Source organism: Paracoccaceae bacterium (genome assembly GCA_012103375.1).
Lineage (GTDB): Bacteria > Pseudomonadota > Alphaproteobacteria > Rhodobacterales > Rhodobacteraceae > WLWX01.
Genome location: WLWX01000001.1, coordinates 3,514,503 through 3,532,823, shown reverse-complemented (window position 1 = coordinate 3,532,823; position 18,321 = coordinate 3,514,503). Strand labels below are relative to the sequence as shown.

The following is an 18,321-nucleotide window of genomic DNA, read 5'->3' as shown; positions in this document are numbered from 1 at the left end:
CCTTGTCAGGTTCAGCGGTTGCGTCCTGGGTTCAGGAAATCCGCAGTTGAGCGATGGCGCAACGTAGGATACTCCTGCTTTTGGGTATCTAATAGGATGGGAAAGATCCCACCCATATGGGTAAGTATTCGGTTGTATACCGAAATTGACCCTGCCTGAATAGGTAGTTAGTTGAGATTATCCGTTGTTTATCAGCATGGTAGGAGTTACGCACCTTGATTGACGTCATGCTGGCGGACAGCAATCCCCTGGTTCTGTCGGCCATGTCCGAACTGTTTGAGCGTGACCCGCGGTTTTCGCTGGTGGCCACCTCGGCCACGGCCGAGGGGTTTCTGGGCACGGTCATGCGCGTCCCGGTTCAGATCGGCGTGATCGACTGGAACTTGCCGGTTCTGGGCGGTGCGAAACTGATCGAGGTGTTGCGCGAACAGGAGAACGCGCCGCGCCTGGTCGTCTATGGCGATGACGCGCGCGATCTGCCCCGGCTGGCCATGACGGCGGGGGCGGCCGGGTTTGCCGCGCGCGGGGATGAGGTTGACGACCTGCTGAAGTGCTGCGCCGAGGTGGCCAGCGGCAAGATGGTCTTTCCCTTCATCGATGTGCGCGAATTGCAGAACGATCCGATCCACAGCCTGTCGCGCAAGGAACGCGCGACGCTTGAAGCGCTGTCCAAGGGGCTGACCAACCGAGAGCTTGCGAAAGAGCTTGGAATCTCGACCAACACGGTGAAATTCCACCTGTCGAATCTTTACGAGAAACTGTCGGTTCGCAACCGTGCGCAGGCGATTGCGTTTTACTATTCGAACCGGGTTCCGGGCGGGCAAAGCGACCTGTAATCTTGTTTCGTTTGCATGCGACTGTACGCAATAAAATTTCTTGACAGATCAGATTTTCCGCCATTTGTCTGAGCGCCATGCCAATCGACCAGACACACAGGAGCGGTCAGACATGAGTTTTTATCCCATCCAACTAGCCCCCGCACGGCTGAATCGCAGCGAACTTGCCGTTCCGGGAAGCCAGCCGCAACTGTTTGAAAAAGCGGCGCAATCCGACGTCGACGTGATCTTCCTTGACCTTGAAGACGCGGTTGCACCGGATGAGAAGGAAGGCGCGCGCAAGAACATCATCAAGGCGTTGAACCAGGTCGACTGGAACACCAAGACGATGTCGATTCGAATCAACGGATTGGACACCCACTTCATGTACCGCGACGTGGTCGACATCGTCGAACAGGCGGGCGAGCGTCTGGATCTGATCATGTTCCCCAAGGTCGGAACCGCCGCCGATGTCTATGCCGTCGACATGCTGGTGACCCAGATCGAAGACGCCGTGGGCCTGCGCAAACGGATCGGGTTCGAACACATCATCGAGACCGCATTGGGCATGCAGAATGTCAGTGAGATTGCCGGTGCCTCGGCCCGCAACGAAAGCCTGCATTTCGGCGTGGCCGATTATGCCGCCAGCATGCGCGCGCGGACCACGGTGATCGGCGGGGTGAACGAAAACTATGCCGTCCTGACTGACCCCGCCGAAGACGGCGCACGGCAGGTGCACTGGGGCGACATGTGGCATTCGGCCATCGCCAATATGGTGGTCGCGGCGCGTGCCAACGGACTGCGCCCGATCGACGGCCCATTCGGTGATTTTTCAGACCCCGAAGGATACCGGGCCGCCGCCTATCGCGCTGCGGTTCTGGGGTGTGAGGGGAAATGGGCCATTCACCCCAGCCAGATTGCCCTGGCCAATGAAGTGATGAGCCCCTCGGACGCAGAAGTCACCAAGGCCAACCGCATTCTGGAGGCCATGGCCGCAGCCGAGGCCGAGGGCAAAGGCGCCGTATCGCTGGACGGTCGCCTTATCGACTATGCGTCGATACGTCAGGCCGAGGTTCTGGTAGAAAAGGCGCGCCAGATCGCTGCCTGATGCGGGGCGATCCCGGTAATTAGACCCTATTCCACTGCGTTTCGCCAATCGCGGGCCGCTGTGGAACCGCCCGTCGAGACATGCGCCAAAGCGATAATCCAGACAGGGGTATGACCCCCCTCAGACGTCCAGATGTGCCACGCTCAGCGCGTTTGTCTGAATGAACTCGCGCCGGGGTTCCACCACATCGCCCATCAGTTTGGTGAAAATGTCATCGGCTTCGGCCACGTCTTCGACCTTGACCTGCAACAGCGTCCGCGCTTCGGGGTCCAGCGTGGTTTCCCACAGCTGATCGGGGTTCATTTCGCCCAGCCCCTTATAACGTTGCAGGGACAGGCCCTTTTCGCCTTCGGACAGGATGGCGTCCAACAGGCTTTGTGGTCCCATCACGGCGACGTCGCGATCCTTGCGCACCAGATGGGCGGGGGTTCCATATACCTCTTGCAGGGCGGCGGTGAAGCTGCCCAGACGATGCGCCTCGGGCGAGCGTAGGGCGATGCCGTCCAGGGTGCGCACCTCTTCCACGCCGCGCACCGCGCGGGTCAGGCGGATGCCCTTGTCCTGCGTCTGACGGCCCTGCCAGCCGCGTTCGTATTCGGCGGACACAAGGTCCAGCCGGTTGGCGACATCTGCCGCAGCACCGATCAGGTCACCATCGACCCGGCCGGGAACGAAGGCCCCGGCGATGGCAGCTTGTTCCAGGATATTGCGCGGATAGTGTGTGGCAAAGGCGCTGAGGGTGCGGCGGATCTGGCGTGCCTCTTCCACCACGCGGGCCAGATCGGTGCCGACGATTTCCTCGCCCGAGCCAAGGCGCAGGACCGCGCCTTCGATCCCTTGCGCGATCAGGTAATCGTCCAGCGCCATCTGATCCTTCAGGTACACCTCGGACTTGCCGCGGGCGACTTTGAACAAAGGTGGCTGCGCAATGTAGAGGTAGCCGCCGTCGATCAATTCCGGCATCTGGCGGAAGAAGAATGTCAGCAGCAGGGTGCGGATATGCGCGCCGTCAACATCGGCGTCGGTCATGATGATGACCTTGTGATAGCGCAGCTTTTCTATGTCGAATTCATCGCGCCCAATGCCGGTGCCCAATGCGGTGATCAGGGTGCCAATTTCCTGACTGCCAAGCATCCGGTCAAACCGGGCCCGTTCCACGTTGAGGATCTTGCCACGTAGCGGCAGCACCGCCTGATTGGCCCGCGCGCGGCCCTGTTTGGCGGACCCGCCTGCGCTGTCACCCTCGACCAGAAAGATCTCGCGCTGGGCGGGGTCTTTGACCTGACAATCGGCGAGTTTTCCCGGCAGCGACGCAACATCAAGCGAGGATTTCTTGCGCGTCATCTCACGCGCCTTTCGGGCGGCTTCGCGGGCCAGCGCCGCCTCGACGATCTTGGTGACGATCATGCGGGCTTCGGCGGGGTTTTCCTCAAACCACTCGGCCAGTTTTTCGTTCATCAGGCCTTCGACGGCGGGGCGCACTTCGGAACTGACCAGCTTGTCTTTGGTCTGAGAGCTGAACTTCGGGTCCGGCACCTTAACTGACAGCACGCAGGTCAGCCCTTCGCGCGCATCGTCACCCGTGAAGCTGACTTTTTCCTTCTTGGCGATGCCGCTGGACCCGGCATAAAGGTTCATGGTGCGGGTCAGCGCGCCGCGAAACCCTGCCAGATGGGTGCCGCCGTCGCGCTGCGGGATGTTGTTGGTGAACGGCAGGACGGTTTCGTGATAGCTGTCGTTCCACCACATCGCGACCTCGACCGCGATGCCGTCTTTTTCACCGGAAATGAAGATCGGTTCGGTCAGAAGCGCGGATTTGGAGCGATCCAGATAGCGCACGAATTCGCGCACGCCGCCTTCGTAATGCAGATCACTGGTCAGAACCGGATTGACCCGTTCGTCGGTCAGCAGGATGCGCACGCCCGAGTTCAGGAACGCCAATTCGCGCAAACGGTTTTCCAGCGTCTTGAAGCTGTAGTCGCGGTTCGAGAATGTGTCGGTCGAGGCCATGAAGCGAACCTCGGTCCCCTTCTTGCCATTCGCGTCCCCGACAACCTTCAGGGGTTCGGTGGTGAAGCCCCCCTCGAAGCGCGCGACATGTTCCTTGCCGTCGCGCCAGATCCGCAGTTCCAGCCAGTCGGACAGCGCGTTGACGACCGACACACCAACCCCGTGCAGACCGCCCGACACCTTGTAGGAGTTCTGGTCAAATTTGCCGCCTGCGTGCAACTGGGTCATGATGACCTCGGCCGCGGAAACGCCTTCTTCTTCGTGAATTCCGACCGGAATCCCGCGGCCGTTATCACTGACCGAAACCGAATGATCGGCGTGGATGGTCACGTTCACCGCGTCGGCGTGACCGGCCAAAGCCTCATCAATGCCGTTGTCCACGACCTCATACACCATGTGATGCAGGCCGGATCCATCGTCCGTGTCGCCGATATACATACCGGGACGCTTGCGAACAGCCTCTAACCCTTTGAGGACTTTGATAGAATCAGCACCGTAGTCTTCCGGTGTCTTGGGGGCGTCAGCCATGCGGTAAACTTTCCTGTTTCACGCGCGATTTCTACCGTTTTTGCAGGGGATTGTCACGCGATGGACACTATATTTTGTGGCCCATCGGGTTCAGGCCAACAAGGCGCGCGCCCGGGTTCCCTGGATTATCAGAGCGCGGTTGCGATCCAGACCGCGCCCAGCGCGATCGCCCCGCCCAGCGCGGCCCAGCCCACAGCGCGCCAGGGTGATGGGCGCGCCGGTTCGGGCGGTTCTTTCGTCTGCCGGATCAGGGCGGCTTCCACCACCTGCGGCAGCCTTGGCCCGAACCGGCCCAGCACCTGCAGGGTCCGCCCCAGATCGCGGATCGCCGCCTTGGGGCCGATGTTGTCAGCGATATAGCCTTCAACCACGGGCCGGGCGACATCCCAGATGTTGATATGCGGATCCAGCGAGCGTGCCACCCCTTCGACAACCACCATGGTGCGCTGCAGCAAAATCAGCTCGGTCCGGGTTTCCATGCCGAAACGTTCCGTGACTTCAAAGAGATAGGTCAAAAGATGCACCATCGAGATCCGGGTGGCATCCATGCCGAAAATCGGCTCTCCCACTGCCCTGAGTGCGCGCGCGAATTCGTCGATGTCGCGGTCTGCGGGGACATAGCCAGCCTCAAAATGCACCTCGGCGACGCGGCGGTAATCGCGGCGGATGAAGCCGAACAGGATCTCGGCATAGACCCGGCGGGTATAATCGTCGATCCGCCCCATGATCCCAAAGTCCAGCGCGATCACGTCGCCGTTTTCGGCAACCTTCAGGTTCCCCTGATGCATGTCGGCGTGGAAGAACCCGTCGCGCAGGGCGTGTTGCAGGAACATCCGCAGGATACGCTCGGCCAGGGCCGCGCGATCATGACCGGCCGCGTCGATGGCGGCCAGATCATTGGCCGCGATCCCCTCGGCCCAGTCCAGGGTCATCACCCGGCGCGCCGACAGACCCCAGATAACGCGCGGCACGACGAAATGATCATCGCCTTCGGTATTGTCGGCGAATTCCGAGGCGCTGGCGCTTTCCAGCCTGAGGTCCAGCTCTCCCATCACGACGCCTTCGAAATGGGCGATCACGTCCGTGGGGTGCAGGCGGCGGGACGAGGGCGACAGAACCTCGACCACGCGAGCAACGAAATAGAAGGCGTTGATATCCTTGCGGAACGCCTTTTCGATGCCGGGGCGCAGAACTTTGACGGCAACCCGCGCGCCCGTATCAGCGCGATGCGCCCGGTGGACCTGCGCGATGGAGGCTGCGGCGACGGAATCGGAAAAGTCAGAGAACAGCGCCTCGACCGGTTCGCCCAATTCGCGTTCCACCTCGGCCCGGGCTTCGGCGGTCGAAAACGGGGCCAACTTGTCCTGCAGCACCTGCAATTGCAGGGCCAGATCGTCGCCGACCACATCGGGACGTGTCGACAGGATCTGACCGAACTTGATATAGGCCGGGCCCAGCGCGGTCAGTGCGCGCGTCACCGGCGGCAGCGACGGATCGCCTTTCAGCCCCAGCCAGGCAAATGGCAGCCCCAGCACCCGTGCCGCCATCCGGATCGGGGCCGGAGCCTCCATCGCGTCCAGCACGACGCCCATCGCCCCGGTGCGCTGGAAGGTCGCCCCGGTGCGGATCAGCCGCCAGATGTTGTGGGGCCCGCGCATGTCAGATTTTCCAGCCCGAATGCAGCGCTGCGATGCCCATGGACAGGTTGCGATAGCTGACGTTGTCAAACCCCGCGTCGCGGATCATTGCGGTGAACGCCTCCTGATCCGGGAATTTGCGGATGCTTTCGACCAGATACTGATAGCTGTCGCGATCCCCCGCCACCAGCTGCCCCATCCGGGGGATGACGTTGTAGGAATAGGCGTCATAGGCCTTTTGCAGGCCCGGCACTGGCAGTTGAGAGAATTCCAGAACGACCAGCCGCCCACCGGGGCGCAGGACGCGGAATGCCTCGGCCAGCGCATCGCCGATCCGGGTGACGTTGCGGATGCCGAAGCTGATTGTATAGCGGTCGAAGCTGGCATCCTCGAACGGCAGGGCCATGGCATCGCCGACGATCCAGTCCAGACGGTCGGCCAGGGCTTCGGCCTCGGCCCGTTTGCGCCCTTCGATCAGCATGCTCTCGGTCATGTCCAGCACGACCGCCTCGGCCATGCCGGCGCGTTTGAGGAACCGGAAGGCGATGTCGCCGGTGCCGCCCGCAACATCCAGCAGCCGCTGACCCGCGCGCGGCGCCAGCCAGTCCATCATCGCGTCTTTCCACAGCCGATGGATGCCCAGGCTCATCACGTCGTTCATCACGTCATATTTCGACGCAACATTGGTAAAGACCCCGTGGACCAGCCCGGCCTTGTCGCCTTCGGCCACGGTCTTTGCGCCGAAATGAGTCGTCTTGTCGTCGCTCATCGCCCTACTGATCGCCCTTGTGATCCCTTGAAAACTCACCCTTCTTATAGGGTGCAACCGCCGCGCTGCAATGCGGCGTCCTGACCGGAGTCGCCATGCCTGAACTGCCCGAGGTTGAAACCGTCCGCCGTGGCCTGATCCCTGCGATGGAAGGGGCCGTGATTGCGCGGGCTCAGGTGAACCGCCCCGATCTACGCTGGCCGTTCCCGCCGGGCATGGCGGATCGGCTGAGCGGGGCGCGGGTGGTGCGGCTTGGGCGGCGGTCGAAATACCTGCTGGTTGATCTGGACACGGGCGAGACGCTGATCGTGCATCTGGGGATGTCGGGGCGAATGCAGGTCTCTGGCCTAACAATCGGCGATTTCCACTACGACCACCCCGCGCCTGCAAAACACGACCATGTTGTGCTGCATATAGAGGGCGGCGCGCGCGTCACCTTCAACGACGCCCGCCGCTTTGGGGCGATGGATCTGATCGCGACCGGGGCGGTCGACTCGCATTGGCTGCTGGACAAGCTGGGCCCGGAACCGCTGGGCAATGCGTTTCACGCCGATCATCTGATCAGCGCGTTCAAGGGCCGCCGCACCCCGGTCAAATCGGCGCTTCTGGACCAGCGGATCGTTGCGGGGCTGGGCAATATCTATGTCTGCGAGGTGCTTTATCGGGCACGAATCTCTCCCAAGCGGTTGACCGGGCAACTTGGCAAATCACGCGTTGCATCCCTGGTGCCGCTGATCCGCGATGTATTGGGTGAGGCGATTGAGGCGGGCGGCTCCTCCTTGCGGGATCACCGCCGGGCGGACGGGGAATTGGGGTATTTCCAGCATAATTTCAGGGTCTATGACCGCGAAGATCAGCCCTGCCCGACCCCGGATTGCACCGGCGCCATCGCCCGGATCACACAGTCGGGGCGGTCGTCTTTCTATTGCCCGCGGTGTCAGAGATGACTTGATCACCGCGCGCGGAGTGCTACCAAGATAGACCTGATCGCCCCAACCGGAGCTTCCGAATGGCCTTCACCACGATTATTTCCGACGTCACCGAACATGTCGCGGTGATCCGCCTGAACCGCCCCGATGCCCTGAATGCACTGAACGCCAAGTTGCTGGGCGAGCTGGCGCAGGCCTTGGACGAGGCCGAAGCCGACAAGAAGGTCCGCTGCATCATACTGACCGGGTCCGAAAAAGCCTTTGCCGCCGGGGCCGACATCACCGAAATGGCCGAGAAATCCTTCGTCGATGTCTATAAGTCCGACATGTTCGCGGATGAGGTCGCGCGAATCTCCAAACCTCGCAAGCCGATTATCGCTGCCGTCGCAGGTTATGCGCTGGGCGGCGGCTGTGAACTGGCGATGATGTGCGATTTCATCATCGCCGCGGACACGGCCAAATTCGGCCAGCCCGAGATCAACCTGGGCGTCATCGCCGGGATTGGCGGCACCCAGCGGCTGACCCATTTTGTGGGCAAGTCGAAGTCGATGGAGATGCATCTGACCGGCCGCTTCATGGGTGCCGAGGAAGCCGAACGCGCCGGTCTTGTCAGTCGCGTGGTTCCGGCCAAGAAGCTGATGGATGAAGCGATGGCCGCGGCCGAAAAGATTGTCGAGAAATCAGCGCTGGCCACGATGGCGGTGAAAGAGGCGGTGAACCGCGCCTATGAAACCAACCTGACCGAGGGGTTGCTGTTTGAGCGCCGCATGTTCCAGGCGCTGTTCGCAACCGAAGATCAAAGCGAAGGCATGGCCGCGTTCGTTGAAAAGCGCGAGGCGCAGTTCCGCGACAAATAAAGTCTTTCCAAGCGGCGCCGAATCCCATATGCCGCCCCGGTACATGCGCGTGGAGCCCGCTTAAGGCTATGTGTCTGCCGGTCAACTGACCGGTCGTGGGTCCTTCGTGCAGCAAAGATTTGGATCCGAATACCGAAGGACACGACCATGGCCAATTCACCCCAGTCCAAGAAACGCGCCCGCCAGAACGAGCGTCGTTTTGCAATCAACAAAGCCCGCCGTTCGCGCGTGCGCACGCAGCTGCGCAAAGTCGAAGAAGCGATCGCATCTGGCGACAAGGATGCCGCAACCGCCGCGTTGCGCGCCGCCCAGCCCGAGCTGATGCGCGGTGTCACCAAGGGCATCTTCCACAAGAACACCGTAGCGCGCAAAATGTCGCGCCTGAGCGCCCGGGTCAAAGCCATCGGCTGATCTTTGCGGATTACCTGCCGGTTGGCCTGCAATGGCCGCCGGACCCAAAGGCGCACCCCACTGGGCGCGCCTTTTTTTGTTGACCAAATCGAACACGATTGGAATTTTTTCGGCGGGCCAGGGGGATTCTTTCAACCAAGGCCCGAGTCAAGCGCGAAGTTCTGTTGCGAGCGCCCGTGCGGCATTGATACGAAGACCGGGTAACGAAGAAAAACGATTCACTTTGTCTGGGGGGACAGCGGATGAGTTCAGGTTTTGGCACGCGGGTCGGGGATGTGAATCCCGATGATGCGTGGCGAATGCTTGAGGATGACCCAAACGCGCTTCTGGTTGATGTCCGGACGCGCGCCGAATGGGGGTTCGTCGGCATGCCGGATTTGCGGTCTTTGGGCAGCACGCCAGTCATGGTCGAATGGGCACGCTTTCCCGACATGGCGGTTAACCCGCATTTCGCCTCGGCCGCGAAGAAACAGCTGGACGGGCGCAATGCCACGACGCTGCTGTTTCTGTGCCGTTCGGGGCAACGCTCAAAAATGGCGGCTGAAGCAGTGATGCGGTATTTTCGCCAGTTCGGCGACGAAGTGGAATGCCTGAATATCGCCGAAGGTTTTGAAGGCGATATGGACGAAAACGGGCATCGGGGTAACATAAACGGGTGGAAAGCCCGCGGGCTGGCCTGGCGCCAGACCTGACAAGAACAGAAACGTCGAGGAACCATGACGGAAGACACTTGGGGACAGATCCGGCAGAAGCTGCAAAAGTCGGTCGGAAAGAACAACTACACGAACTGGATCGAACCGCTGGAATTTGCGGGGCTGACGGATGGCGTTGCGACCTTCCACGTGCCGACGCAATTCATCGGCGACTGGGTCTCGCGCAATTTCTCGGATATGATCCTGCAAGCGCTGGTCGCCGCCGGAGAGGTTGTCAGCCGCGTGGTGTTCCAGGTTTCGGCCAGGGCCGCGCGGGTGATCCGCCCGAATGCCGCCGAAAAGCCCGCCGTTGCCAAACTGCCCGAAGATTTCGTCACCGGGGCGACGCTGGATGCGCGCCACACCTTCGACAGTTTTGTCGTCGGCAAACCGAATGAACTGGCCCACGCCGCCGCGCGCCGCGTGGCCGAGGGCGCGCCGGTCAGCTTCAACCCGCTGTTCCTTTACGGTGGTGTCGGCCTTGGAAAAACCCACCTGATGCATGCCATCGCCTGGGAATTGGCGCGCCGCAACCCCGAGGCGCGCGTCGTCTATCTGTCTGCCGAGCAGTTCATGTATCGCTTCGTGCAGGCCCTGCGTGACCGCGCCATGATGGAATTCAAGCAACTGTTCCGCTCGGTCGATATTCTAATGATCGACGACGTCCAGTTCATCACCGGCAAGGAATCCACGCAGGAGGAATTCTTCCATACTTTCAACGCCCTGGTCGATCAGAACCGGCAGATCATCATCTCGGGCGACCGCGCCCCCGGAGAGATGGAGGGCATCGAGGATCGCATCAAATCGCGCCTGCAATCGGGTTTGGTCGTCGATCTGCACCCCACCAATTACGAATTGCGCCTGGGCATCCTGCAATCCAAAGTCGAACAGTTCAGCAGCCAGTTCGGCAAAATCGGCATCGCAGACGGGGTTCTGGAATTCCTCGCCCACAGGATATCGACCAACGTGCGCGTGCTGGAAGGCGCGCTGATGCGTCTGTTCGCCTTCGGAGAGCTTGTGGGCCGCGAAATCACACTGGAAATGACCCAGGATTGCCTGGCCGATATTCTGCGCGCTTCGGACCGCAAAATCACGGTCGAGGAAATCCAGCGCAAGGTGTCCGACCATTACAACATCCGCTTGTCGGATATGATCGGCCCGAAACGGATGCGGGTTTACGCCCGTCCGCGCCAGATGGCGATGTATCTGGCCAAGCAGCTGACCTCACGCTCTTTGCCCGAAATCGGGCGTCGGTTTGGTGGCCGGGACCACACCACGGTGATGCACGGCGTCAAACGGATCGAGCAGTTGAAGGAAACCGACAGTCAGATCGCGGATGATCTGGAAATGCTGCGCCGCAGCCTCGAGGGTTGACGCCCCGCAGTCGCTGACTCACAGTCCAAAAAACCTTGCGCGCCCCGGCCTGTCGGTTAGGGTGCCCGCCCGGCCAGGTGGAACTGGCCTGACGGCAATTGGGGATGTGGCAATGGGGATGGAGCCTGGACCATGAAAATCTCGATCGAACGTGCAACCCTGCTCAGGGCCGTCAGCCAGGCCCAGTCGGTTGTCGAACGCCGCAATACAATCCCGATTCTGGCCAATGTGCTGATCGAGGCTGAGGGCGACAGCGTCAGCTTCCGCGCCACCGATCTGGACATCGAGGTGGTCGATAAGGTGAACGCGCAGGTCGAACGCGCCGGGTCTACCACCGTGAACGCCGTCACCCTGCACGAGATTGTCAGGAAGCTGCCCGACGGCGCACTGGTCAGCCTTGCCGACGATGGCGCGGCGGGTCGCCTGACTGTCGAGGCGGGCCGGTCGAACTTTGCGCTGGCAACGCTGCCGAAAGAAGACTTTCCGCAAATGGCCTCGTCCGAGTATGCCTCGAACTTCTCGGCCCCGGCGCCGGTGCTGCGGCGCCTGTTCGACAAGTCGAAATTCGCGATCTCGACCGAAGAAACGCGGTATTACCTGAACGGCGTCTATATGCATGTCGCCGATGGCGACGGCGGGCAGGTGCTGCGCTGTGTGGCGACGGATGGTCACCGCCTTGCGCGCATCGACGCCGATCTGCCTGCCGGGGCCGAGGGCATGGCCGGCGTGATCGTGCCGCGCAAGACCGTCAATGAATTGCGCAAGCTGCTGGATGACGATGATGCCTCGATCGCCGTTTCCGTCAGCGAAACCAAAGTGCGGTTCGCCACGCCCGAGATCACGCTGACCTCAAAAGTCATCGACGGCACCTTCCCCGACTATGGCCGCGTCATCCCGACCGCCAATACCCGGCGGATGGAAGTCGACGCGGCTGATTTCGCCCGCGCAGTAGATCGTGTCGCGACGGTCAGCAGCGAACGTTCGCGCGCGGTCAAGATGCAGCTGGACGAAGATCGCCTGATCCTGTCGGTGAACGCGCCGGATGCAGGGGCGGCGGAAGAAGAACTGGCCGTGGCTTACGGCGATGAAAAGCTGGAGATTGGATTTAACGCCAAATACCTGCTGGAAATCGCCAGTCAGGTGGATCGTGAGAATGCGGTCTTCATGTTCAATACCGCAGGCGATCCGACGCTGATGCGCGAAGGCAACGATCAGTCGGCGGTCTATGTTGTGATGCCGATGCGGGTCTGAGGCCGCTTCGCGGCGACGGATGCCTCCGGCGGGAGTATTTCTGAAAAGAAGAAGGGCAAGGATTGGCTGCGCTGACCTCTCTGACCCTGTCGCAGTTCCGGTCGCATAGCCGCACCGAGCTGGCTGTTGATGCGCGCCCGGTGGCGATATTCGGGCCTAACGGTGCGGGCAAAACCAACATCCTGGAAGCGGTGTCGATGCTGTCGCCGGGGCGCGGATTGCGCCGGGCGGCGGTGGGCGATCTGGCGCGTCAGCCGGGCGGGATTGGCTGGAAGGTGACCGCCCTGGTAACCTCGTTGGGGCAGATGCACGAGGTTGAAACGGTTTCCGAAGGCGGGCCACGCGGCGTGCGCATCGACGGCAAAGCGGCCACGCAAACCGCGCTGGGCCGGATCGCGCGGGTGCTGTGGCTGGTGCCTGCAATGGATCGGCTGTGGATCGAAGGGGCCGAGGGGCGGCGGCGGTTTCTGGACCGCATGACGCTGAGCTTTGATCCGCGCCATGGTGAGGCTGTGCTGGATTACGAAAAGGCGATGCGGGATCGCAATCGCCTTTTGAAAGATCACGTCAACGACGCCCGATGGTACGACGCGCTGGAGGCACGGATGGCCGACGCCGGTGCACGTATCGACATGTCGCGGCGGGATGCGCTGGCCCGGGTGGCAGCCGCCGAGGGCGGCGGCAGTTTTCCGGTGGCGACGCTGACCATGCTCGGCCCCGATGGTGCCGCCGACCCGTTTGAGGCGGAAGCGCTTGCCGAAACGCTGCGCGGGGGCCGTGCGCGCGACATGACCGCCGGGCGCACGCTGACGGGTCCGCACCGAGCCGATCTGGGCGCGATCTATGCCGACAAGGGCGTCGCGGCGGCGCAGTGTTCGACCGGAGAGCAGAAGGCGCTGCTGATCTCGCTGATCCTTGCCAATGCCCGCGCCCTGACGGAAGAGGTTGGCGCGCCGCCGCTGTTGCTGCTGGACGAGGTCGCAGCCCATCTGGATGCCGACCGGCGTGCCGCGCTTTATGATGAGATTGTCGCGCTGGGCGCACAGGCCTGGATGACCGGCACCGGGGCGGAATTATTCGATGATCTGGGCGACCGCGCAACGCGGCTGGCGGTCAGCGATGCAGACGGAACATCGCAGGTGGCACAGGCATGAGTATCCAAATCGCCCTGCTGCGCGGTATCAACGTCGGGGGGCACAACACCCTGCCCATGGCCGGATTTCGCACCCTGCTGGCGGGGCTGGGGGCGCAGGATTGCAAGACCTATATCCAAAGCGGAAACGCTGTCTGGCGCGGCGATCTGTCCGAGGCGGCTGTGTCGCAAGCCATTGAAGATGAATATGGATTCCGGCCCAATGTGATGATCCGCAGCCGTGCGTTCTGGACTGGTGCGATCCGTGCCTGCCCGTTTCCGACGGATGATCCCAAAGCGCTCCACCTGTTTGTTGCGCATGGGGCATTCGACACGACGCAGGATGCCCTGAACCAAGTCGCCGCCCCGGATGAGCGTGCGCAGATCGGCACCGGCGTGGTCTATCTGCACACGCCTGCGGGGATGTCGGCGTCGAAAATCGCGCCGCGGATGGATCGGCTGCTGTGTGTTCCGACGACGGCGCGCAATTGGCGCAGTGTGATGGCGATCCGAGATCTGGCGCAAGGGCTGTCATGACCGCAACACCAGTCGATTTTCTGCTTTATGCGGGTGCGCTGCTGATCCTGTTCCTGACGCCGGGGCCGGTCTGGGTGGCGCTGATCGCGCGGGGTCTTTCGGGTGGGTTCCACGCCGCCTGGCCGCTGGCGCTGGGCGTGGTTATTGGCGATGCGCTGTGGCCCCTGCTTGCGATTATCGGCGTCACCTGGATTGTCGATCAGTTCGACGGCTTCATGACGGTGCTGCGCTGGGGGGCATCTGCGATTTTTCTGGTCATGGGCATCCTGCTGATCCGCAACGCCGGGAAATCCATCGCCCGTGACAGCCGCCTGACCCGTCCCGGCATGTGGGCCGGTTTCATCGCCGGAATCCTCGTCATCCTGGGCAACCCTAAGGCGATCCTGTTCTACATGGGCGTGTTGCCGGGCTTCTTCGATCTGACGACAATCACCTGGCCCGATATCGCCGCCATTGTCGCGCTGTCCATTGTGGTGCCGCTGCTGGGCAATGTCATCATGGCGCTGTTTATCGACCGCGCGCGCCGCCTGTTGACGACACCCAGCGCCCTCAGGCGGCTGAATGTCATCGCAGGCTGGTTGTTGATCGGCGTCGGGCTGGTGATTCCGCTGACCTGACGATCAAATGCGCCGCCGATGGCGTTTTCGAGGACTGATTTAGCCGTCTTCCATTGGGCCGCCGGCCTCTTTCCAGCTGCCAATGGCACCGACGTTGAACACGTTCTGATAGCCCATCTGCTGAAGCGTCTGCCCGGCCAGGGCGGCCTGTCCGCCGGCACCGCAAACCAGGCAGATCTGCGCATCCTTCTGCATGGCGGGGTTGTGGAATTTTTCCATCGCCGGATCGGCGGCGAATTCGATGAAGCCACGCGGAATGCGTTGGGCGCCCTGGATGGTGCCGGATTTCGCAATGTCGGCGCTGTCGCGCACATCGACGAATACGGTGTCGCCAGCCTGGTGCCGCTCGATCCCTTGTTGAGGTGTGATTTTGGGAACGTCGGCATTTGCCGATTGCAGATAGTCCTGTGCAGATTTCATGGTGGAATCCTCCTGTTGATGTCTGTGATGTGGGGTGCTGGCCGGGTTCCTCAAGACGTGCTCAGGTCTTTTTCGCGTCGTCAACTATCGTCATCTGCGCCAGCCCGCTTTCACCGATATCGACCTTGGCGAACGGTCCTCCGTGATACATCTGGCCGGGATCCTGCGGATCGGCGGGCGGTTCGGCGGCAAGGATTTCGGGCGCGAATTGTTCGGCGTTATCCTTGGGGCGATAGCCAAGGAAGGCCGCGCCGGAATTATCCACCGGCGACCGGTCATTGTTGGACACACCGTAGACGATGGAAAACCCGGTCGTCGGCGTATCAATCGCGCGGGTGACCAGCTGAATCAAATCGTCATAGGACAGCCACGATCCAAGCGCCCGCGCGCTGGTGACCTGGGCGCAGGACAGAATGCGCAGGCAAACGGATTCCAGACCGCGTTTATCCCAATACATACGGCCCAAATCTTCGGCGAAACATTTGGCAAGCCCATAAAATGTATCGGGCCTGTGTGGCGCATCAATTCCGATAGCCTCTGATTTCAGGTGCATTCCGACCGCGTGAATGGAGCTGGCATAGATAACGCGGCGCACATTGTTCTGATATGCAGCCTCCCAGATATTATAGGCGCCAATGAAATTCGGCCCCAGGAGCTTATCAAACGGACCCTCGTCGACAAACGCGCCAAAATGGGCGACCATATCCGCATCTTTCAGGATATTATTCATCGCCGTGAAATCGGCGAGGTCGGCCTGGACGTAGGATTCACCTGGATAAAGTTTTCCAATATCATCCGCGATATCCGTCGATACCAATTCATCTGCCATCGTCAGCAGCGGTTCGCGCAGGTAAGATCCCAATCGGCCTGCGGCCCCGGTCAGAACGATTTTTTTCATATCACAGCCTTTTCAATGAAGGGTTTGTTCTGGGCGATACGGTCATATCCGAATGGTGTCAGATCGAGGGTTCGGAATTCGCCGTGAATTACAAGTTCGGCCATGCCGCGACCCATCGCAGGGGATTGCTGAAACCCATGCCCTGAGAAACCATTGACGAACATGAAATTCGTAACCTCAGTATGCGGACCCAGAATCGCGTTTTGGTCGAATACGTTGAATGCGTAATGGCCCGCCCAGGAGTTGACGAGTTTTATAGCCTCGAACTGTGGAATTCGGTTGGCGATTGCGGGCCAGGCTTTATCCTCCCAGATATTAAAATCCTGTTCGAAATCATCGGGTTCGACGGGCGGGTCTTCATCCGGCGGGCATCCGGCCAGATAGAACCGACCATCGCTTCTTGTGTGCACCCCGGAGGGATCAATTGTCAGCGGCAAATCCCGGTCAAGCGGGTTTTCCGCGTCGAATATGAAAGTGTAGCGTTTACGCGGTTCCACAGGAATTTCAATTCCGGCCATTCGCGCCGTGATTGCGGCGCGCAGTCCGGATGCGTTAACCAGCGTGTCGCAGGAAATGCGGTTTCCGGATTTCAGCGTGACCGAATCGACGCGATCTCCGACTTTGTTTTTTGTAATACCGACAACTTCATTCGTGATATATTCGACGCCGTTTTCGCGCGCTTTGCGTTTCCACCAATCAAACAGCGTATTCCCGTCGAAATACCCTTCGTCAATCAGATTGTGGTTGGCCCCAAGAATACCCTGAAGATTATAAAACGGATATTCCCGCGCGATGTCGTCCGGCGTCATGTATCTGGTTCCGGCACCCAGCGCCGACTGCACTTTTTGGGCGGATTCTGTGGAAAAACAACGTGTTGCGGGCGCAGAAAGTAGCGATTTGAACATAGCGCGAGCGCCTTTCTGATCAGGCTTTGCGCGTTTGCTGCGGTGCAGGAAAGATCTTTGCCAGTTTGCGAAGGTTTTGGGCAGTGGCGGCGAGCAGGAATTCGTCATTTGCGCCGCATGGTCCACGTAATCGGAGCCGTCCCAGGCCGAGAATGCGCTTGAGGTGGGCAAAGAGCATTTCGACCTTCTTCCGGAGCTTCACCGAGATCTTGTATTGCGGCGTTTTGGCGATTGCGCGGGCGATGTCGCGAGCGTCCTCATGTTCCTCACGGGTGATCTTACGGGCGTCGGCATTCGGGCAGCACTTCGGCTTGGAAGGACAGGATTGGCAGGTGTGCTTCAGCGCTTGGTACTTGGCCACGCCCTTGCCGGTTGGGCCGCGATTGGGGTCGGAGTAGTTTCGGCGGAACTGCTTCAGAGCCTCGCCTTCCGGGCAGATGTATTGATTGTTCTCGGCATCCCATTCGAAGTCAGCTCGGGACCAGGTGCCATCGGTGCGCCCGGCTTTGTCGAAGACCGGGATGTGCGGTGCGATCTTTTCACCCACCAGCCATCCGAGCATGGGTCCCGATCCGTAGGCGGTGTCGGCGATCAGCCGTTCGGGATGAAGATCGAAGCGCTCTTTGGCCCGCTTCAGCATCGTCTTGGTTGACCCCACCTCGGCTTGACGGATCGACCGTGTCGCTTCCACGTCGACGATGACACCATGATCGGTATCGATGAGATAGTTGTCGGAGTAGGCAAAAAATGCGGGACCCTTACGCGCCGCCGTCCACTGGCTGGCTGGGTCGGAATAGGACGTGAACTTTGGCTCGACCGGTGTCGCTGCTCCGAATGCGGCCTCATCCAGAGTGTCGAGATACTCGCGGACCGCGCGGGGTGCAGCGTCTGCATCGATCCGCGCAATGTCCCATTCTTCCTTTGGCGCAGAGTACTGCTTGTTGGCATCCGCCTCGATCAAGCTGGCATCGACGGCCAGGCGCTGACCGCTGACGAGACCTTCGGCGATGCATCGCGCGACCGTGGTCTCGAAGAGATGGCGCAGCAGCTCACTCTCGCGGAACCGACCATGCCGGTTCTTTGAAAAGGTCGAGTGATCCGGCACCCGATCGGCCAGGTCGAGCCGACAAAACCACCTGTACGCGAGGTTCAAGTGTACCTCTTCACAGAGCCGCCGCTCGGACCGGATGCCGAAGCAGTAACCGACGATCAGCATCCGGATCAGCAGTTCAGGATCGATCGAAGGACGACCGGTGTGGCTGTAGAAATCGGCAAGATGGGCGCGGATGCTGCTCAGATCGACGAAACGATCAATCGATCGCAGCAGGTGATCTTGCGGGACATGGTCTTCCAGCGAGAACTCATAGAACAGCGCCGCCTGTGCTTCCTGCCTCGGTCCCATCATGGCTGATCCTCCCGCTTGTTGAGAGG

General features: G+C 61.0%; 18 protein-coding genes. 11 read left to right on the top strand and 7 right to left on the bottom strand.

Annotated features, from left to right (window positions below; genetic code table 11):
* The first annotated feature begins 227 nt into the window (after positions 1 to 227).
* The gene (locus tag GKR99_18075; protein NKB29354.1) at positions 228 to 836 is read left to right on the top strand and encodes a response regulator; all 609 of its coding nucleotides are present in this window, start codon (positions 228 to 230) and stop codon (positions 834 to 836) included.
* 112 nt (positions 837 to 948) lie between these two features.
* Positions 949 to 1,923 (top strand): CoA ester lyase, encoded by a 975-nt coding sequence (locus GKR99_18070; protein ID NKB29353.1) that lies wholly within the window; start codon positions 949 to 951, stop codon positions 1,921 to 1,923.
* Positions 1,924 to 2,043: 120 nt separating this feature from the next.
* Here the strand turns inward: GKR99_18070 and gyrB are convergent, their stop codons facing one another.
* From gyrB to ubiE, 3 genes are all read right to left on the bottom strand, one after another.
* Positions 2,044 to 4,461, bottom strand: a complete 2,418-nt coding sequence (gene gyrB / locus GKR99_18065; GenBank protein ID NKB29352.1) for a DNA topoisomerase (ATP-hydrolyzing) subunit B — start codon at positions 4,459 to 4,461, stop codon at positions 2,044 to 2,046.
* A 128-nt stretch (positions 4,462 to 4,589) separates the two neighbouring features.
* Positions 4,590 to 6,119 carry a 2-polyprenylphenol 6-hydroxylase gene (ubiB, locus tag GKR99_18060; GenBank protein NKB29351.1) on the bottom strand — a complete coding sequence of 510 codons (1,530 nt, stop codon included), beginning with the start codon at positions 6,117 to 6,119 and terminating at the stop codon, positions 4,590 to 4,592.
* A 1-nt stretch (position 6,120) separates the two neighbouring features.
* Positions 6,121 to 6,867, bottom strand: coding sequence for a bifunctional demethylmenaquinone methyltransferase/2-methoxy-6-polyprenyl-1,4-benzoquinol methylase UbiE (gene ubiE / locus GKR99_18055; GenBank protein ID NKB29350.1), 747 nt, complete (start codon positions 6,865 to 6,867; stop codon positions 6,121 to 6,123).
* 95 nt (positions 6,868 to 6,962) lie between these two features.
* On the opposite strand from ubiE, the gene mutM reads away from it, so the two are divergent.
* From mutM to GKR99_18010, 9 genes are all read left to right on the top strand, one after another.
* Entirely contained in the window at positions 6,963 to 7,814 is an 852-nt protein-coding gene (gene mutM / locus GKR99_18050) for a bifunctional DNA-formamidopyrimidine glycosylase/DNA-(apurinic or apyrimidinic site) lyase (GenBank protein NKB29349.1), read from the top strand.
* Between the two features lie 62 nt (positions 7,815 to 7,876).
* Positions 7,877 to 8,653 carry an enoyl-CoA hydratase gene (locus GKR99_18045; GenBank protein NKB29348.1) on the top strand — a complete coding sequence of 259 codons (777 nt, stop codon included), beginning with the start codon at positions 7,877 to 7,879 and terminating at the stop codon, positions 8,651 to 8,653.
* A 147-nt stretch (positions 8,654 to 8,800) separates the two neighbouring features.
* A complete protein-coding gene (rpsT, locus tag GKR99_18040) occupies positions 8,801 to 9,064 on the top strand; it encodes a 30S ribosomal protein S20 (protein ID NKB29347.1) in 264 nt (87 codons plus the stop codon).
* A gap of 242 nt (positions 9,065 to 9,306) precedes the next feature.
* A complete protein-coding gene (locus GKR99_18035) occupies positions 9,307 to 9,756 on the top strand; it encodes a rhodanese-like domain-containing protein (protein ID NKB29346.1) in 450 nt (149 codons plus the stop codon).
* A gap of 24 nt (positions 9,757 to 9,780) precedes the next feature.
* A complete protein-coding gene (dnaA, locus tag GKR99_18030) occupies positions 9,781 to 11,130 on the top strand; it encodes a chromosomal replication initiator protein DnaA (protein NKB29345.1) in 1,350 nt (449 codons plus the stop codon).
* A 132-nt stretch (positions 11,131 to 11,262) separates the two neighbouring features.
* On the top strand, positions 11,263 to 12,381 hold the full coding sequence (locus tag GKR99_18025; GenBank protein ID NKB29344.1) for a DNA polymerase III subunit beta: 1,119 nt from the start codon (positions 11,263 to 11,265) through the stop codon (positions 12,379 to 12,381).
* A gap of 62 nt (positions 12,382 to 12,443) precedes the next feature.
* Complete coding sequence (gene recF / locus GKR99_18020; GenBank protein ID NKB29343.1) at positions 12,444 to 13,535, top strand: DNA replication/repair protein RecF; 1,092 nt, start codon at positions 12,444 to 12,446, stop codon at positions 13,533 to 13,535.
* The gene (locus tag GKR99_18015; GenBank protein ID NKB29342.1) at positions 13,532 to 14,050 is read left to right on the top strand and encodes a DUF1697 domain-containing protein; all 519 of its coding nucleotides are present in this window, start codon (positions 13,532 to 13,534) and stop codon (positions 14,048 to 14,050) included. Before recF ends, GKR99_18015 begins: the two co-directional genes overlap by 4 nt.
* A complete protein-coding gene (locus GKR99_18010; protein ID NKB29341.1) occupies positions 14,047 to 14,667 on the top strand; it encodes a LysE family translocator in 621 nt (206 codons plus the stop codon). Before GKR99_18015 ends, GKR99_18010 begins: the two co-directional genes overlap by 4 nt.
* 39 nt (positions 14,668 to 14,706) lie before the next feature.
* On the opposite strand, the gene GKR99_18005 is transcribed toward GKR99_18010, so the two are convergent.
* The 4 genes from GKR99_18005 to GKR99_17990 all read right to left on the bottom strand — a co-directional run bounded on the left by GKR99_18005 (position 14,707) and on the right by GKR99_17990 (position 18,295).
* Positions 14,707 to 15,087, bottom strand: coding sequence for a rhodanese-like domain-containing protein (locus GKR99_18005; protein NKB29340.1), 381 nt, complete (start codon positions 15,085 to 15,087; stop codon positions 14,707 to 14,709).
* A 61-nt stretch (positions 15,088 to 15,148) separates the two neighbouring features.
* A complete protein-coding gene (locus GKR99_18000) occupies positions 15,149 to 15,985 on the bottom strand; it encodes an NAD-dependent epimerase/dehydratase family protein (protein ID NKB29339.1) in 837 nt (278 codons plus the stop codon).
* A complete protein-coding gene (locus GKR99_17995; GenBank protein ID NKB29338.1) occupies positions 15,982 to 16,998 on the bottom strand; it encodes an FAD-dependent oxidoreductase in 1,017 nt (338 codons plus the stop codon). The genes GKR99_18000 and GKR99_17995 overlap by 4 nt, the downstream gene beginning before the upstream one ends.
* The gene (locus GKR99_17990) at positions 16,910 to 18,295 is read right to left on the bottom strand and encodes an IS1182 family transposase (GenBank protein ID NKB29337.1); all 1,386 of its coding nucleotides are present in this window, start codon (positions 18,293 to 18,295) and stop codon (positions 16,910 to 16,912) included. Before GKR99_17990 ends, GKR99_17995 begins: the two co-directional genes overlap by 89 nt.
* Positions 18,296 to 18,321 lie beyond the last annotated feature (26 nt).